The organism is Flavobacterium sp., assembly GCF_039930565.1.
Taxonomy (GTDB): domain Bacteria; phylum Bacteroidota; class Bacteroidia; order Flavobacteriales; family Flavobacteriaceae; genus Flavobacterium.
The window spans coordinates 53,215-67,230 of the sequence record NZ_JBDTTP010000015.1; the positions used below are offsets into that span (position 1 = coordinate 53,215).

At 33.2% G+C, this 14,016-nt stretch carries 17 protein-coding genes; 7 read left to right on the plus strand and 10 right to left on the minus strand.

Features of this window, described 5'->3' with window-relative positions; all coding sequences use genetic code 11:
- Nucleotides 1-31: 31 nt before the first annotated feature.
- The 5 genes from pyk to ABI657_RS06120 form a co-directional block, all read right to left on the minus strand.
- Nucleotides 32-1,462 carry a pyruvate kinase gene (pyk, locus tag ABI657_RS06100; RefSeq protein ID WP_348096354.1) on the minus strand — a complete coding sequence of 477 codons (1,431 nt, stop codon included), beginning with the start codon at nt 1,460-1,462 and terminating at the stop codon, nt 32-34.
- Between the two features lie 3 nt (nt 1,463-1,465).
- Nucleotides 1,466-1,954 (minus strand): IPExxxVDY family protein, encoded by a 489-nt coding sequence (locus ABI657_RS06105; RefSeq protein ID WP_348096355.1) that lies wholly within the window; start codon nt 1,952-1,954, stop codon nt 1,466-1,468.
- Between the two features lie 124 nt (nt 1,955-2,078).
- Entirely contained in the window at nt 2,079-2,819 is a 741-nt protein-coding gene (gene rnc / locus ABI657_RS06110) for a ribonuclease III (protein WP_348096356.1), read from the minus strand.
- A gap of 8 nt (nt 2,820-2,827) precedes the next feature.
- Nucleotides 2,828-4,081 (minus strand): beta-ketoacyl-ACP synthase II, encoded by a 1,254-nt coding sequence (fabF, locus tag ABI657_RS06115; RefSeq protein ID WP_348096357.1) that lies wholly within the window; start codon nt 4,079-4,081, stop codon nt 2,828-2,830.
- A 181-nt stretch (nt 4,082-4,262) separates the two neighbouring features.
- Nucleotides 4,263-4,499, minus strand: a complete 237-nt coding sequence (locus tag ABI657_RS06120) for an acyl carrier protein (protein ID WP_007137004.1) — start codon at nt 4,497-4,499, stop codon at nt 4,263-4,265.
- A 175-nt stretch (nt 4,500-4,674) separates the two neighbouring features.
- On the opposite strand from ABI657_RS06120, the gene purN reads away from it, so the two are divergent.
- Together purN and rnhA are read left to right on the plus strand one after the other, a co-directional pair.
- Nucleotides 4,675-5,247, plus strand: a complete 573-nt coding sequence (gene purN, locus ABI657_RS06125) for a phosphoribosylglycinamide formyltransferase (protein WP_348096358.1) — start codon at nt 4,675-4,677, stop codon at nt 5,245-5,247.
- 105 nt (nt 5,248-5,352) lie between these two features.
- Nucleotides 5,353-5,832: a ribonuclease HI gene (gene rnhA, locus ABI657_RS06130; protein WP_348096359.1), complete on the plus strand. Its 480-nt coding sequence runs from the start codon at nt 5,353-5,355 to the stop codon at nt 5,830-5,832.
- Between the two features lie 60 nt (nt 5,833-5,892).
- Here rnhA and ABI657_RS06135 read toward each other — a convergent pair whose 3' ends face one another.
- Nucleotides 5,893-6,240 carry a DUF6249 domain-containing protein gene (locus tag ABI657_RS06135; protein WP_348096360.1) on the minus strand — a complete coding sequence of 116 codons (348 nt, stop codon included), beginning with the start codon at nt 6,238-6,240 and terminating at the stop codon, nt 5,893-5,895.
- Between the two features lie 307 nt (nt 6,241-6,547).
- Between ABI657_RS06135 and ABI657_RS06140 the strand changes: the two genes are divergently transcribed.
- The 4 genes from ABI657_RS06140 to ABI657_RS06155 all read left to right on the plus strand — a co-directional run bounded on the left by ABI657_RS06140 (nt 6,548) and on the right by ABI657_RS06155 (nt 10,654).
- Complete coding sequence (locus tag ABI657_RS06140; protein WP_348096361.1) at nt 6,548-7,135, plus strand: sigma-70 family RNA polymerase sigma factor; 588 nt, start codon at nt 6,548-6,550, stop codon at nt 7,133-7,135.
- Nucleotides 7,119-7,514 carry a hypothetical protein gene (locus tag ABI657_RS06145; protein ID WP_348096362.1) on the plus strand — a complete coding sequence of 132 codons (396 nt, stop codon included), beginning with the start codon at nt 7,119-7,121 and terminating at the stop codon, nt 7,512-7,514. Before ABI657_RS06140 ends, ABI657_RS06145 begins: the two co-directional genes overlap by 17 nt.
- A 235-nt stretch (nt 7,515-7,749) precedes the next feature.
- On the plus strand, nt 7,750-8,673 hold the full coding sequence (locus ABI657_RS06150) for a PfkB family carbohydrate kinase (RefSeq protein ID WP_348096363.1): 924 nt from the start codon (nt 7,750-7,752) through the stop codon (nt 8,671-8,673).
- Nucleotides 8,674-8,755: 82 nt separating this feature from the next.
- A complete protein-coding gene (locus tag ABI657_RS06155) occupies nt 8,756-10,654 on the plus strand; it encodes an amidophosphoribosyltransferase (protein WP_348096364.1) in 1,899 nt (632 codons plus the stop codon).
- A gap of 543 nt (nt 10,655-11,197) precedes the next feature.
- Here the strand turns inward: ABI657_RS06155 and ABI657_RS06160 are convergent.
- Nucleotides 11,198-11,806 (minus strand): superoxide dismutase, encoded by a 609-nt coding sequence (locus tag ABI657_RS06160; RefSeq protein ID WP_348096365.1) that lies wholly within the window; start codon nt 11,804-11,806, stop codon nt 11,198-11,200.
- A gap of 137 nt (nt 11,807-11,943) precedes the next feature.
- Nucleotides 11,944-12,570, minus strand: a complete 627-nt coding sequence (pth, locus tag ABI657_RS06165) for an aminoacyl-tRNA hydrolase (RefSeq protein ID WP_348096366.1) — start codon at nt 12,568-12,570, stop codon at nt 11,944-11,946.
- Between the two features lie 164 nt (nt 12,571-12,734).
- Here pth and ABI657_RS06170 point away from each other — a divergent pair, with 164 nt between their 5' ends.
- Nucleotides 12,735-12,971: a hypothetical protein gene (locus tag ABI657_RS06170; RefSeq protein WP_348096367.1), complete on the plus strand. Its 237-nt coding sequence runs from the start codon at nt 12,735-12,737 to the stop codon at nt 12,969-12,971.
- Nucleotides 12,972-12,976: 5 nt separating this feature from the next.
- On the opposite strand, the gene ABI657_RS06175 is transcribed toward ABI657_RS06170, so the two are convergent.
- Both ABI657_RS06175 and prs read right to left on the minus strand, forming a co-directional pair.
- Nucleotides 12,977-13,588, minus strand: a complete 612-nt coding sequence (locus ABI657_RS06175) for a 50S ribosomal protein L25/general stress protein Ctc (protein ID WP_348096368.1) — start codon at nt 13,586-13,588, stop codon at nt 12,977-12,979.
- Between the two features lie 72 nt (nt 13,589-13,660).
- A partial coding sequence (gene prs / locus ABI657_RS06180; protein WP_348096369.1) for a ribose-phosphate diphosphokinase occupies nt 13,661-14,016 on the minus strand: 356 nt, incomplete at its 5' end.

The window sequence follows — 14,016 nt, forward strand, 5'->3', positions numbered from 1 at the left end:
ACGGTTTTTTATTTTTTAAATTCAGAAAAAATTATTCTATTTCAGAAACTCTCACAGTGTTTACCATTCCCTTATCTTTAATTGGCATAGCGGCAAGGTTAATTAAATAATCTCCTTTTACTACATAACCTTTTTCTTTTGCAATATTGTTTACATCTGTAACTGTATCATCAGTACTTTCGTCCTTATCGTAGAAATATGACTTTACTCCCCATAACAAATTCAATTGAGTTAATATTCTTTTATTTGAAGTAAAAACTAAAATGTGAGCAGAAGGCCTCCATGCTGAAATTTGAAAGGCTGTGTACCCACTATTGGTTAACGTACAAATAGCTTTCGCATGAATTGTATTTGCCATTATCGCTGCCTGTTGACAAATTGTTTTGGTAATAAAACGTTTTGTCTTAATTTGAGGCGTATTTTGTGGAACGGTAATTAGTGGTGAATCTTCTACAGCTTCACATATTTGAGTCATTTTTTGAATAACCTGTACAGGATAATTACCAGTAGCCGTTTCTCCTGATAACATTACAGCATCTGCTCCATCCATAACCGAGTTGGCCACATCATTTACTTCCGCACGTGTTGGCGTTAAACTGGTAATCATAGTTTCCATCATTTGTGTTGCCACAATTACAGGAATTCTTGCAGTTTTAGCTCTGCGGATTAAGTCTTTTTGTACCAATGGCACTTCATGAGCAGGCAGTTCAACTCCTAAATCGCCACGAGCCACCATTAAACCATCACAATAAGCTATGATTTTATCAATATTCACTAATGCTTCCGGCATTTCAATTTTTGCAATAATCGGAATTTTAACATCCGAATGTTTTGCAATTAATTCTTGTAGATCTTGTAGATCACGGGGTGTTTTAACAAACGAAAGTGCAATCCAGTCTACTTTTTGTTCAATAGCAAAAATAGCATCTGCAATATCTTTTTCTGTTAAAGCTGGTAAAGAAATTTTAGTGTTTGGAAGATTAACCCCTTTTTTAGATTTTAATTCCCCACCCTGAATTACTTTAGCAACAACTTCTGTTTTTTTATCTGTTGAGATAATTTCAAAAATAAGTTTACCGTCATCAAGCAAAATACGCTCTCCTGCATTAACATCATTTGGAAAATTTTGATATTTCATGAATACTTTTGAAGCAGTTCCAATAATATCTTCTGCAGTTGTAAAAGTGATTATATCACCATCATTAACTACTGTTCCTTCTTCCATCACACCAACTCTAAGTTTTGGCCCCTGCAAATCCCCAAGGATTGCTGTAGTGTAGCCAAATTCTTCATTAAGTCCTCTAATGATATTGATTTTTTCTTTTACTCCTTCATAATCTGCATGCGAAAAATTAACTCTAAACACATTTACACCTGCGTCGATCATATCCTTGATGATCTCTCTAGTTCCACATGCAGGTCCAAGTGTGGCTACAATTTTGGTTTTTTTGTTTGTAAGCATTTTTTAAAAAATTAAATTGTTTTTTGATTTTATTTTGTTTGTATCAACAACATATATAGCTGCAATACTCTCAATTGTATTTAGCTTTTGCTGAATTTCTGAAAAGTCCATAGCCTCATCGCTATTATCTATTTTCAGGAAAAAATCTACTTTTTTGAATTCAGGAAGTAAATGAATTGTTGTTGAAACCTCACTTGTTTCATTGGAAAACAAATCCTGAAAATCATTTTTACTCACTGAAATGATTTCATTTTTATTCTGAATCAGATTCCACGATAAGGCCTTATCGTTATCATAATAATAGAATCTTGAAAAATTTGTCTGTCCTTCCTTAGTTTGAGCATGGATCTCGTTTTTGCTCTTACTTAAGTTTATCGGAAGTGCTTTATTGATAAAATAGGCCAGTCGATAATCTTCTAATGAAGTATGGATTGCCATTAAATAGTAATCAATTTCGTCAAATTCGTCTAAATCCAATCTATGAATAGCCATATCATGAAAATCAAGGTGTAAATATACTATTTCTATTGAACCATCAATAATACAGATGGACTTGTTTTTGTTAATTTATAAACTAAAACGATATAGCTTTAAGAAGATTACTATAAATATACTGTTATTTCTTATCTATTTTTTCCTGAAATGCAAAATAAGCACGTTGAGATGCTTTCTCTTCCGCCTTCTTTTTAGAAGTTGCTCTTGCTCTTGCAATAACTTTATCATCTATACTCAATTTGACACCAAATAATCTTTGACCGTCAATTCCATTATCTTCAAATATATCATAATGAAAAACTCTTTTTTCTTTCTGACACCATTCAATAACCAAACTTTTATAACTAATTACTTTTCCCTCCAGTCTGGCAATATCAACATAAGGTGTAATGACTCTTTTTTGTATGAACTTTTCACAGAAGCCATATCCTCTGTCTAAGTAGATGGCTCCTACAAGTGATTCAAAAATGTTTCCGTGAATATTTTCACCAAAATGCTGTACAGGAACTTTACTTTCAATAAAGCGAACGAGGTTTAAGTCCTTGCCTAATTCATTCAAATGTTCCCTGCTAACAATTTTAGATCGCATTTTAGTCAAATATCCTTCATCTCCATTGGGTACTTTACTAAATAAATGTGCTGCAATTACTGCACTTAACATAGCATCTCCCAAAAATTCTAATCTTTCATAATTTACGGGTATTCCGGATTCATCAAGTTTGTTTGAGGAACGGTGGGTAAAGGCTTTCTTATAATATTCAATTGAAATTGGCTGAAAACCAAGTATTTTCTGAATAGTGTCAAAAAAAATCCCGTCTTCTTTTGAACGGGATTTTGAGAGGATTTTTTTGAAAATATTCATATGCAAAATTATTCTGATAATTTTTTAAACAATACACATGCATTATGGCCACCAAAACCAAAAGTATTGCTCATAGCAACATTTACTTCTCTTTTTTGCGGTTTGTTTAAAGTAAGATTTAATGCCGGATCAATATTTTCATCAACAACCTTGTGGTTTATTGTTGGAGGAACAAGACTATGTTTCATAGCTAAAATTGAAGCAATTGCTTCAATTGCTCCTGCAGCCCCAAGCAAATGCCCAGTCATTGATTTTGTTGAATTAATATTGATTGTTTTAGCATGTTCACCAAACACCGCACTAATTGCTTTTAATTCGGCAACATCGCCTAATGGAGTAGAAGTTCCATGTGTATTGATATGGTCAACATCTTCAGGATTCATTCCCGCATCTCTTAATGTGTTTTTCATTACCGCAATGACCCCTATTCCTTCCGGATGTGGAGCTGTTAAGTGGTAAGCATCTGATGACATTCCGCCTCCACCAACTTCACAGTAAATTTTTGCTCCTCTCGCTTTCGCATGCTCATATTCCTCAAGAACAAGCGCACCTGCTCCTTCACCTAAAACAAAACCATCTCTGGTAGCATCAAAAGGTCTTGAAGCTGTTTCCGGACTTTCGTTTCTTGTAGATAATGCGTGCATAGAATTAAAACCTCCCATACCTGCAATAGTAATGGCGGCTTCTGATCCTCCAGAAATAATAACATCACACATTCCTAAACGAATGTAGTTGAAAGCATCAATTAAGGCATTTGCAGAAGATGCACATGCTGAAACAGTTGTATAATTTGGTCCCATATAACCATTACGCATCGAAATATGCGCCGGAGCTATATCGGCAATCATTTTGGGGATAAAAAACGGATTGAATTTAGGTGTCCCGTCACCTTTAGCGTAGTACATTACTTCTTCCTGAAAAGTTTCCAAACCTCCAATTCCCGCTCCCCATATAACACCAACTCTTTGTTTGTCTATGTTATCATTCGTAAGTCCTGCATCCTTAATAGCTTCGTCACTTGCTGCTACGGCATATTGAGCAAATTTATCTAATCTGCGTGATTCCTTGCGATCCATATAATCTTCAATATTGAAGTTTTTTACTTCGCAGGCAAATTTCGTTTTATGTTTTTCTGTATCGTAATACGTTATTGGGGCAGCACCGCTAACACCATTAATAAGCGCATCCCAATACTCCTGGATATTATTTCCGATAGGAGTAAGAGCGCCTAATCCTGTTACAACAACTCGCTTTAATGCCATAAATATGTATTTTATCTTTAACAAATAAAACCCACGCTTTCTTAACTGTATTGTTTACTTAAGAGCCATGGGCATTACAATATAAATATATTTTTTTTGATTGAAATTCAATCGAAATTTAAATTTTAAAAAAAATAATAACACCCGACCTATATAGCATATAAAATCGGGTGTATATTTATTATTTTTTAGCTTCCTCGATATAAGAAATAGCTTGACCAACAGTAGCAATGTTTTCTGCCTGATCGTCTGGAATTTGGATATCAAATTCTTTTTCGAATTCCATAATAAGCTCAACAGTGTCTAATGAGTCAGCTCCTAAATCATTAGTGAAGCTTGCTTCTGTTACAACTTCGTTTTCGTCAACACCTAATTTGTCTACGATAATCGCTTTTACTCTTGATGCAATGTCTGACATAATCTTTAATTTTAGAATTTAATTTGTTGGCAAAAATAAAAAACTTTATTTTAAAACAACTATATAGTTAATAAATGTATTACTAATTTATAAAATTAATTTCAAGAAAGCTCTTTTAATACTATTTATTTTGATTTATTATTCCGTTTTTTGCATTCTAAAAACATACACTAATATGAAAAAAATTATTGTTTTTGCCTCAGGTTCAGGAACTAATGCAGAAAACATTATACAATATTTTAAAAATAAAGAAATTGCCAAAGTAGTTTCTGTCTTCACAAACAATCCTTCCGCTAAAGTCATTGACAAGGCAAAAAAACATCAAATTCCAACTGAAATTTTCTCAAAAGAAGAACTTTTAGACAAAAAAGTACTTCAAAAAATACAGGAAATCGACCCGGATCTTATTGTTTTGGCTGGTTTTTTATTGAAATTTCCTGAGCATATAATTCAACAATATCCTCACAAAATAATCAACATCCATCCGGCCCTTTTACCCAATTATGGCGGAAAAGGAATGTACGGCATACACATACACAGGGCAATAGTAAACAATAAGGAAAAGGAAACAGGGATTTCTATTCATTATGTAAATGAACATTATGATGAAGGCGGGATTATTTTTCAGCAGAACGTGGCTTTGACTGAAAACGACACTCCGGAAACGGTGGCTGAAAAGATTCATGAACTCGAACAACAATATTTTCCTGAAATTATTTATAATTTACTAGAGAAAGAAATTGGTTAGATTTAAACTTTACATGAATTAATATTATTTAAATATAATTTTTTTTCATTTGAAGCCACAAATTTAAAATCCGGCAAATTAAGAATCTGAATATTCAAAATTTAAATGAATCACGAAGTACATATATATACTGATGGCGCCGCAAAAGGAAATCCCGGAAAAGGCGGTTATGGCGTAGTAATGGAATTAGTGGGAACTCCTCATAAAAAAGAATTTTATGAAGGCTTTCGTCTTACTACCAATAACAGAATGGAACTTTTAGCTGTAATTGTTGGTTTAGAAAAACTGAAAAATCCAAATATGAAGGTTTTAGTCCTGTCAGATTCTAAATATGTTGTTGATTCAGTTTTGAAAAGCTGGGTTTTAGGCTGGGAAAAAAAGAAATTCGCAGGAAGAAAAAACCCTGATTTATGGCAACGTTTTCTAATTGCTTATCGAAAGCATCAAGTCGATTTTAAATGGATTAAAGGCCATAATAATCACCCGCAAAATGAACGTTGTGATCAATTAGCTGTTATGGCATCCATGCAAACCAATCTTTCTGTTGATGTTTACTATGAAACTATCGGCTCTAAAATGGAATAAAAAACGCATCAAATCCATTGTTCTGATGCGTTATAGTTTTAATGTACCAACTCAAGACCTTTATTCTTTATCCAAATCCTTAGCTCTGCTAAATCCTACAAGCAAACCTACTCCTGACATTGTAATGATTGTTGCCGGGTAAACAACATCTGAATTCATTTGTGTGTAAGTGGAAAGAAATAAAGCAATAAAAAAACCAAGTCCAATTCCGATTAAAAGAAAAGCTGTATTTAAAATAAAGATTTTCCAGGGTGGAACTCCATTGTTTTTTCCTTTTAAAAAAATACTCGCATCAATGCCCTTTTCGATCAGTGCTAAACGCTCTCTGTTTCGTGTTGAATAAATAAGATAAAAAATACCGAAGATCATTAAGAAAAGACTAATTGGTATTAAAATTTGTGGTCCCATAATTTTTTTATTTAATTGATTGATTGATACCGATATGACGAAGCCTTTTTAATGTAGGTTACAAACTATTGGTAAAAATTTTAATTTTTTAAATTCCATTGTAGACTTTGCGACCAAAAATCGTTGATTATCAGTTGGTTTTCAATGAACGAATTCTTTTTGATGTTAACTTTATCTTTTTAAAAGTTTTAAACTTTACAAATAAGACCCAGACTTTTGTCTTAAATTAGAAATTGGAAATTTAACAGATTAGAATTTATTTCAAAAATTTTGTAACCTAAATAAGCAAGCAGTCGTCCTATATAATATGAGTGCAATCAGTGATCAAGATTATATCGATAAAATTTTGCAGGGCGATACCCACTTGTTTGCTGTGCTGGTTGACCGTTATAAGAATATGATTTTTACACTGGCTTTGAAAATGGTTAAAAACAGAGAAGAAGCCGAAGAAGTCGCTCAGGATACTTTTATTAAAATTTACAACTCTTTAAGCAAGTTTAAAGGTGATTCTAAATTTTCAACCTGGATTTACAGGGTGGCATACAATACTTGTTTGGATCGTTTGAAGAAAAATAAAAAAGAAGACGTTACTATATCTATAGATGAATTTTCGGTACATTTAATTAAAACAATGGACAATGCTTTGAATGCTTTAGAAGACAAGGAACGAAAGCAGACTATTCAGAATTGTTTAAATTCATTATCAAATGAAGACAATTTTCTGCTAACTTTATTTTATTTTGAAGATCAGAGTCTAGAGGAAATCGGAAAAATCATGAACATTAATGCTAATAATGTCAAAGTAAAATTATTTAGATCCCGACAAAAATTAGCAGTAATTTTGAAAAAGCAACTAGAACCAGAAATAATAGCGTATTATGAAAGAGAGCGATAAAAATATAAAGAATCTGATTGACAAAATGATGGCCGAAAATAATTTGGAGTCACCATCAATCGACTTTACTTCAAAAATAATGTCTCAGGTTTTATTGGCTGAAAAAAGTAAAATTAAAACTTACAAGCCTCTAATTTCTAAATCGACCTGGCTTATTATTGGGCTAAGCTTAATTGCTTTAACCGGATATTCTGTTTTTATAAATAACGATTTTTCAAATATGGAAATGGTCCAATTATATTCAGATAAGGCTTCTGCTTTATTCTCCGGGATTCATTTTTCTAAAAATATTTTGTATGCTATTTTAATTGTTCCTTTTATGATTTTAATTCAGATTGGATTATTGAAGAATTATTTTAATAAGAAGTATCAGGTGTAGCTTTATTTTATTGATTTTTTATCAAAATAAACTTAATGTCTTTTAAAAAATAAAAATTGCTTTTAAATCCTAAAAGCATATTTAAGCTATCCTATTTATCAAATACAATTAACTCATTTACAATAGTTTTAGCGCCGTAAACGTTATTCTTTTTTTAAGAAAATTTTGAGATTATAAACCGTTGCAATATTGTAACTTATGAAGTATCTTTGCACCTTAATTCGAAATTCATAAAATGAATAAATTATTGATTGTTGGAACGGTTGCTTTCGACGCGATTGAAACTCCTTTCGGGAAAACAGATAAAATATTAGGTGGTGCTGCAACGTATATTGGTTTATCAGCATCCTTTTTTAACTTACAATCGGCTATTGTTTCTGTAGTTGGGGACGATTTTCCACAAAAGCATTTAGATCTTTTAACTTCAAAAAATATCGATATTTCTGGTATCGAGATTGTAAAAGGAGGAAAAACTTTTTTTTGGAGCGGTTTGTACCATAACGATTTAAATTCCAGAGACACTTTAGTAACTGAACTAAACGTTTTGGCTGATTTTCAGCCGAAAGTTCCTCAAAATTTCAAAGACGCTGATATTGTGATGTTAGGAAACTTACATCCATTAGTACAAAGCAGTGTTTTGGATCAATTAGAGAAAAAACCAAAATTGGTAGTTTTAGATACGATGAATTTCTGGATGGACTGTGCTTTACCTGAATTATTAGAGGTAATCAAACGTGTAGACGTTATTACAATTAATGATGAAGAAGCAAGACAACTTTCAGGAGAATATTCGTTGGTAAAAGCAGCGGCTAAAATCCAGGAATTGGGGCCAAAATATGTGGTGATCAAAAAAGGAGAACACGGTGCTCTTTTATTCCACAACAGAGAAGTATTCTTTGCCCCGGCTTTACCACTTGAAGATGTTTTTGATCCAACAGGAGCAGGAGACACTTTTGCGGGCGGTTTTTCAGGATTTATTACGCAAAGCGAAAATATCTCATTTGGCAATATGAAAAATGCCATAATTTACGGATCTAACCTGGCTTCATTTTGTGTAGAGAAATTTGGAACTGAAAGGATGGAAACATTAACTAAAGCTGAAGTAGCGATTCGATTACAGCAATTTAAGTCGTTAACCCAGTTTGACATAGAATTATAATGCCTTAAAGCCTCGATAAAACGGGGCTTTTTTATTACGTTATTACGCACAACTTACAACAACACACAAATACAAAAAAACAATGAGCGACGCTTTAAAACACGAATGTGGTATAGCCTTAGTCAGACTTCTTAAACCGCTTGAATATTACAAAGAAAAATACGGAAGTGCTTTTTACGGGATACAGAAAATGTATCTGATGATGGAAAAACAGCATAATCGGGGTCAGGATGGAGCCGGTTTTGCCAGCATTAAATTAGATGTTGATCCCGGACAGCGTTATATCAGCAGAGTTCGTTCAAACCATTCGCAGCCAATTCAGGATGTGTTTAAGCAGATTAACGACCGGATCAATGAGGAATTAACTGCTAATCCCGAAATTGCTGATAATGTAGATAAAATAAAATCAGAAATTCCGTATGTTGGAGAATTATTTTTAGGCCACGTCCGTTATGGAACATTTGGTAAAAACAGCATTGAAAGTGTACATCCGTTTTTACGTCAGAGCAATTGGATGCACCGTAATCTGATTTTAGCAGGAAACTTTAACATGACTAATGTTAAAGAACTTTTCGAAAATCTGGTTGAACTTGGACAACATCCAAAAGAGATGGCCGATACTGTTACGGTTATGGAAAAAATTGGCCACTTTTTAGATAAGGAAGTGATGCAGCTATATCAGGACTGTAAGGCTGAAGGTTATTCTAAAAGAGAAGCTTCTCCTGTAATCGCAGACCGATTGGATATTGCGAAAATATTAACCCGCTCTGCAAAAAATTTAGATGGAGGTTATGCAATGGCAGGATTATTAGGTCATGGTGATGCTTTTGTTTTTAGAGATCCTGCAGGAATTCGTCCAGCTTACTTTTATCAGGATGATGAAGTTGTTGTTGTAGCTTCTGAGCGGCCGGTTATTCAAACGGTATTTAATGTGCCTTTTGAAAGTGTTCAGGAAATCAACCCGGGAAATGCTTTGATTATCAAAAAAAGCGGAAAAGTTTCTATGGAGCAAATCTTAGAGCCAACCGTAAAGAAATCTTGTTCATTTGAAAGAATTTATTTCTCAAGAGGGAGTGATGCTGAAATTTATCAGGAACGCAAAAATTTAGGGAAATTAATTTTGCCTGCTGTGCTTGAATCTATTGACAGCGATACAGACAATACTGTTTTTTCCTATATTCCAAATACAGCCGAAACCTCTTTTTATGGAATGATCGAGGCTGCTCAGGATTTCCTGAATCAAAGAAAAAATAATTATATCCTTGAAAACAGAAGTACACTTACAGCCGAAACTCTTCAGGAATTATTAGCTGTAAAAATTCGTACAGAGAAAGTTGCAATTAAAGATGCTAAACTTAGAACCTTTATTACAGAAGACAGTAGCCGTGACGATTTAGTGGCTCACGTTTATGATGTTACCTACGGAGTTATCAAACCAACTGATAATCTGGTTATTATTGATGACAGCATCGTTCGTGGCACTACATTAAAAATGAGTATCATAAAAATGATGGATCGTTTAAAACCAAAACGTATTGTTATTGTTTCTTCGGCACCACAAATCCGTTACCCGGATTGTTACGGAATTGATATGGCTAAACTGGAAGGTCTTGTTGCTTTTCGAGCTGCATTAGCTTTATTAAAAGAAAGAAATCTCTATCATATTGTAGATAAAGTTTATGTTAAATGTAAAGCACAGGAAAATTATGTTGATACAGATGTTGTTAATTATGTAACTGCAATCTATGATCAGTTTACTCCCGAAGAGATTTCTGCTAAAATTGCCGAAATGTTAAGCTCTCCTGAAATTAATGCCGAAGTAAAAATTATCTTCCAAAAAGTAGAGAATTTGCACATAGCTTGTCCGAAAAATCTAGGTGATTGGTATTTTACCGGAGACTATCCAACACCTGGAGGAAACCGGGTTGTAAACAGAGCATTTATGAACTTTTATGAAGGAAAAAACGCAAGAGCTTATTAAAAAAAAGTTAAAAAGTGCATTTCATCGGTTTTATTTGCCGTTCATCCTATATGTTTGGGAAAAATGTAATCCTAGTATATCTTTGAAGCACCATAACATTAGTAGGTTAAGTTTATGGTAGATTTGGGGCAAAAAGGGCGAAAGAAATTTCGCCTTTTTTATTTTAAAAAAATTCAAACTTTTAAATATCAGTTATTTGTCGGATTTAATTGTTTTTCATCTGAATTATTTGTGTAAAAAAAGGCTTAATAATATATTTGATTATACCATAGTAGCATTGGATAATTTTATGGTAATTTGGGGCAAAAAAGGTGAAAGAAATTTCGCCTTTTTTATTGAAGTAAATTAAACAAGTTATGTATATAACTTATCATTGATATTAACTATAAGTTAAGGCAACAAATATTATGAGCTCTAATTTAACTAAATGAAAAGAGGAAGAGGTAAAACATTATTTTGATAATTGTTTTTTTGTCAAATGATAAATAAAAAAACCCGATTAATTCATTGAGAACTAATCGGGTTTTATATTTTATTATGAAATTATTTGTCTAAAGCGTATCTTCTTGCTACTTCTGTCCAGTTAATTACATTAAAGAAAGCTTCAATATAATCTGGTCTTCTGTTTTGATAGTTTAAATAATAAGCGTGTTCCCAAACATCCATTCCTAAAATTGGAGTTCCACCGCAACCTACTTCCGGCATTAATGGGTTATCCTGGTTTGGAGTTCCGCAAACGTCTAATTTTCCACCTTTATGAACACATAACCAAGCCCATCCTGAGCCGAATTGTGTTGCACCTGCTTTAGCAAATTTTGCTTTAAATTCTTCAAAAGTTCCAAAAGCAGACTCGATTGCAGCCAATAAATCGCCTGTTGGTAATCCGCCACCGTTTGGAGACATTACAGTCCAGAATAAATTGTGGTTGTAAAAACCTCCACCATTGTTACGCACTGCAGCGTTTGTTTTATCTAAATTAATTAAGATATTTTCGATTGTTTTTCCTTCTAAATCTGTTCCTGCGATTGCAGCGTTAAGATTTGTAGTATATGCATTATGATGTTTTGAATGGTGAATTTCCATTGTACGTGCATCAATATGTGGTTCTAATGCATCATATGCATAAGGTAATTGTGGTAATTCAAAAGCCATGATATTATGATTTTATGATTTATAATTATTTATCCAAATTTAAACATTTAACTTTGGAATAGAAAATACTATTTCGTTATAATTCAATTTAATTAATTGATAATTTCATTTTATAGAAGTTAAATACCTATAAATCTTTATTTTCCATTAAAAGTCGTCATGGTATTTTCTAATCCTGCCGTTCCAAAAGATTTAATAATTTCTGAAGCTACTTCTAAACGTTCCGGCAATTTTGCTTTTTCTTCTTCATCCCAGTCTCCTAAAACATAATCGATTTGCTGTCCTTTTTTAAACTGATCACTGATACCAAATCTAAAACGGGTATATTGTTGTGTATTTAAAACAAGATTGATGTTCTTTAATCCGTTATGACCTCCATCGCTTCCTTTTGGTTTAATCCTGATGGTACCAAAGGAAAGATTTAAATCATCTGTAATCACCAGAATGTTTTCTAATGGAATATTTTCTTTGTCCATCCAGTATTTTACTGCTTTACCGCTTAGGTTCATATACGTGTTTGGCTTAAGCAAAAAGAAGGTTCTTCCTTTGAGTTTATATTCAGCCATTGCTCCCAATTTTGCAGTTTCGAAAGAAAGACTTTCTTTTTTGGCTAGAAAATCCAGGACTTTGAATCCGATGTTGTGTCTTGTATTTACGTATTCGGCACCAATGTTACCTAATCCTACGATTAAATATTTCTTCATATGATCTGTGTTCTCTTCTGTTTTTGCTGATAAAAACAGTTTTTGTATCGATATTATCATAGCGCAAAAATAAACTTAATTAGGGAATGTAGCAATTGGTTGATTAGATAATTAGAAAATGTGGCAATTAGATAATCTTGTATTGTATTCATTATAACAGCGGAAAGTTTATTACAAAGTTGCATAAGAAAATAGAACGCAGATGAAGCAGATTTTAATTGTTTATGGATTTCGACTTGTATCAGTCTGACATAGACTTATTATCTCAGAAGCTTATAAAAACAAAACTTCTGGCTAGCCCTGACAGCAGTGGTATCCTTTTGCTGGCATCTTTAGCCAGGAAAAGATATAGCGGATGGCAGGAACATCTGGTCTTGAACCAAAAAATTTTTGCTCCTAAAAAAAAGTATAGACCAAAAAAAAGCACCAGTTTTGCAACTGATGCTTTTGTATTGATTTGAAAAAATTATTTTTTCTTTCCTTTTGCAGGAGCTTTTGCAGCTTTGGCAGCTTCCTGAGCAGCTTTCATAGCAGCACGAGAAATTCTTACCTGAGCAACAACCGTGTTTTCCGGGTGCATTACTTTGTATTCCGGAGAACCAACTTTAGTAACGTATAATTTGTTACCCATTTCAAGTGGTGTAATATCAGCTTCAACAAAATCAGGAAGATCTTTAGGTAAAGCTTTTACTTTTAATTTACGGGTGTTCAAACGTAAAACACCACCTGCAAGAACACCTTTTGATACACCTGTAATTTTTACAGGAACTTCCATAGTGATTTCTTTGTCATCAAATAACTGAAAGAAGTCAATGTGTAAGATTTTGTCAGATACCGGGTGAACCTGAATATCCTGTAAAATTGCATTGAATGATTTTCCTTTTCCAAGCTCAATCACAACTGTGTGTGCATTTGGAGTGTAAACCAAGTTTTTGAATGCTGCAGCTTCTGCTGAGAAGTGTACTGCTTGATTTCCTCCGTATAACACGCAAGGAACCGCTCCAGCATTACGTAAGGCTTTAGTTGCTACTTTGCCCACGCTTTCTCTTTCTGATCCTTTAATTGTAATCGATTTCATTGTAAAAAAATATAGTTATTAATAAATATTCTAATTCTTATTGTAGTGAGATTGCTTCTTTTGTCGCAATCACTACATTATAAATTTTCCACTGATGGAATTGTTGTGGTGTACCATGTGCATTACTTCGGCAAAAAGAGGTGCACAACTCACTACTCTTATTTTTTTAGATTCTTTCTTTAACGGAATAGAATCAGTAACTATTAATTCGCTTAATTTCGAATTTTCAATTTTTTCGTATGCACCGCCTGATAAAATAGCGTGTGTACAAATAGCCCTTACGCTTAATGCTCCTTTTTCGATCATTAAATCGGCGGCTTTAGCTAATGTTCCGCCTGTATCGATCATGTCGTCTACTAGTATTACGTTACGGCCTTTTACTTCACCAATCAGCTCCATAGTGTCGATAACGTTGGCTGCTTTTCTTT

Coding starts and splice junctions, on each gene's coding strand:
- ABI657_RS06105 (WP_348096355.1), bottom strand. CDS start 1,954: ATGGCTATTCATAGATTGGATTTAGACGAATTTGACGAAATTGATTAC.
- ABI657_RS06145 (WP_348096362.1), top strand. CDS start 7,119: ATGAAAGAGAGCGATAAAAATATAAAGAATCTGATTGACAAAATGATG.
- ABI657_RS06135 (WP_348096360.1), bottom strand. CDS start 6,240: ATGGGACCACAAATTTTAATACCAATTAGTCTTTTCTTAATGATCTTC.
- rnhA (WP_348096359.1), top strand. CDS start 5,353: ATGAATCACGAAGTACATATATATACTGATGGCGCCGCAAAAGGAAAT.
- rnc (WP_348096356.1), bottom strand. CDS start 2,819: ATGAATATTTTCAAAAAAATCCTCTCAAAATCCCGTTCAAAAGAAGAC.
- ABI657_RS06150 (WP_348096363.1), top strand. CDS start 7,750: ATGAATAAATTATTGATTGTTGGAACGGTTGCTTTCGACGCGATTGAA.
- ABI657_RS06170 (WP_348096367.1), top strand. CDS start 12,735: ATGGATTTCGACTTGTATCAGTCTGACATAGACTTATTATCTCAGAAG.
- ABI657_RS06120 (WP_007137004.1), bottom strand. CDS start 4,499: ATGTCAGACATTGCATCAAGAGTAAAAGCGATTATCGTAGACAAATTA.
- fabF (WP_348096357.1), bottom strand. CDS start 4,081: ATGGCATTAAAGCGAGTTGTTGTAACAGGATTAGGCGCTCTTACTCCT.
- ABI657_RS06155 (WP_348096364.1), top strand. CDS start 8,756: ATGAGCGACGCTTTAAAACACGAATGTGGTATAGCCTTAGTCAGACTT.
- pyk (WP_348096354.1), bottom strand. CDS start 1,462: ATGCTTACAAACAAAAAAACCAAAATTGTAGCCACACTTGGACCTGCA.
- ABI657_RS06160 (WP_348096365.1), bottom strand. CDS start 11,806: ATGGCTTTTGAATTACCACAATTACCTTATGCATATGATGCATTAGAA.
- ABI657_RS06175 (WP_348096368.1), bottom strand. CDS start 13,588: ATGAAATCGATTACAATTAAAGGATCAGAAAGAGAAAGCGTGGGCAAA.
- purN (WP_348096358.1), top strand. CDS start 4,675: ATGAAAAAAATTATTGTTTTTGCCTCAGGTTCAGGAACTAATGCAGAA.
- ABI657_RS06140 (WP_348096361.1), top strand. CDS start 6,548: ATGAGTGCAATCAGTGATCAAGATTATATCGATAAAATTTTGCAGGGC.
- pth (WP_348096366.1), bottom strand. CDS start 12,570: ATGATAATATCGATACAAAAACTGTTTTTATCAGCAAAAACAGAAGAG.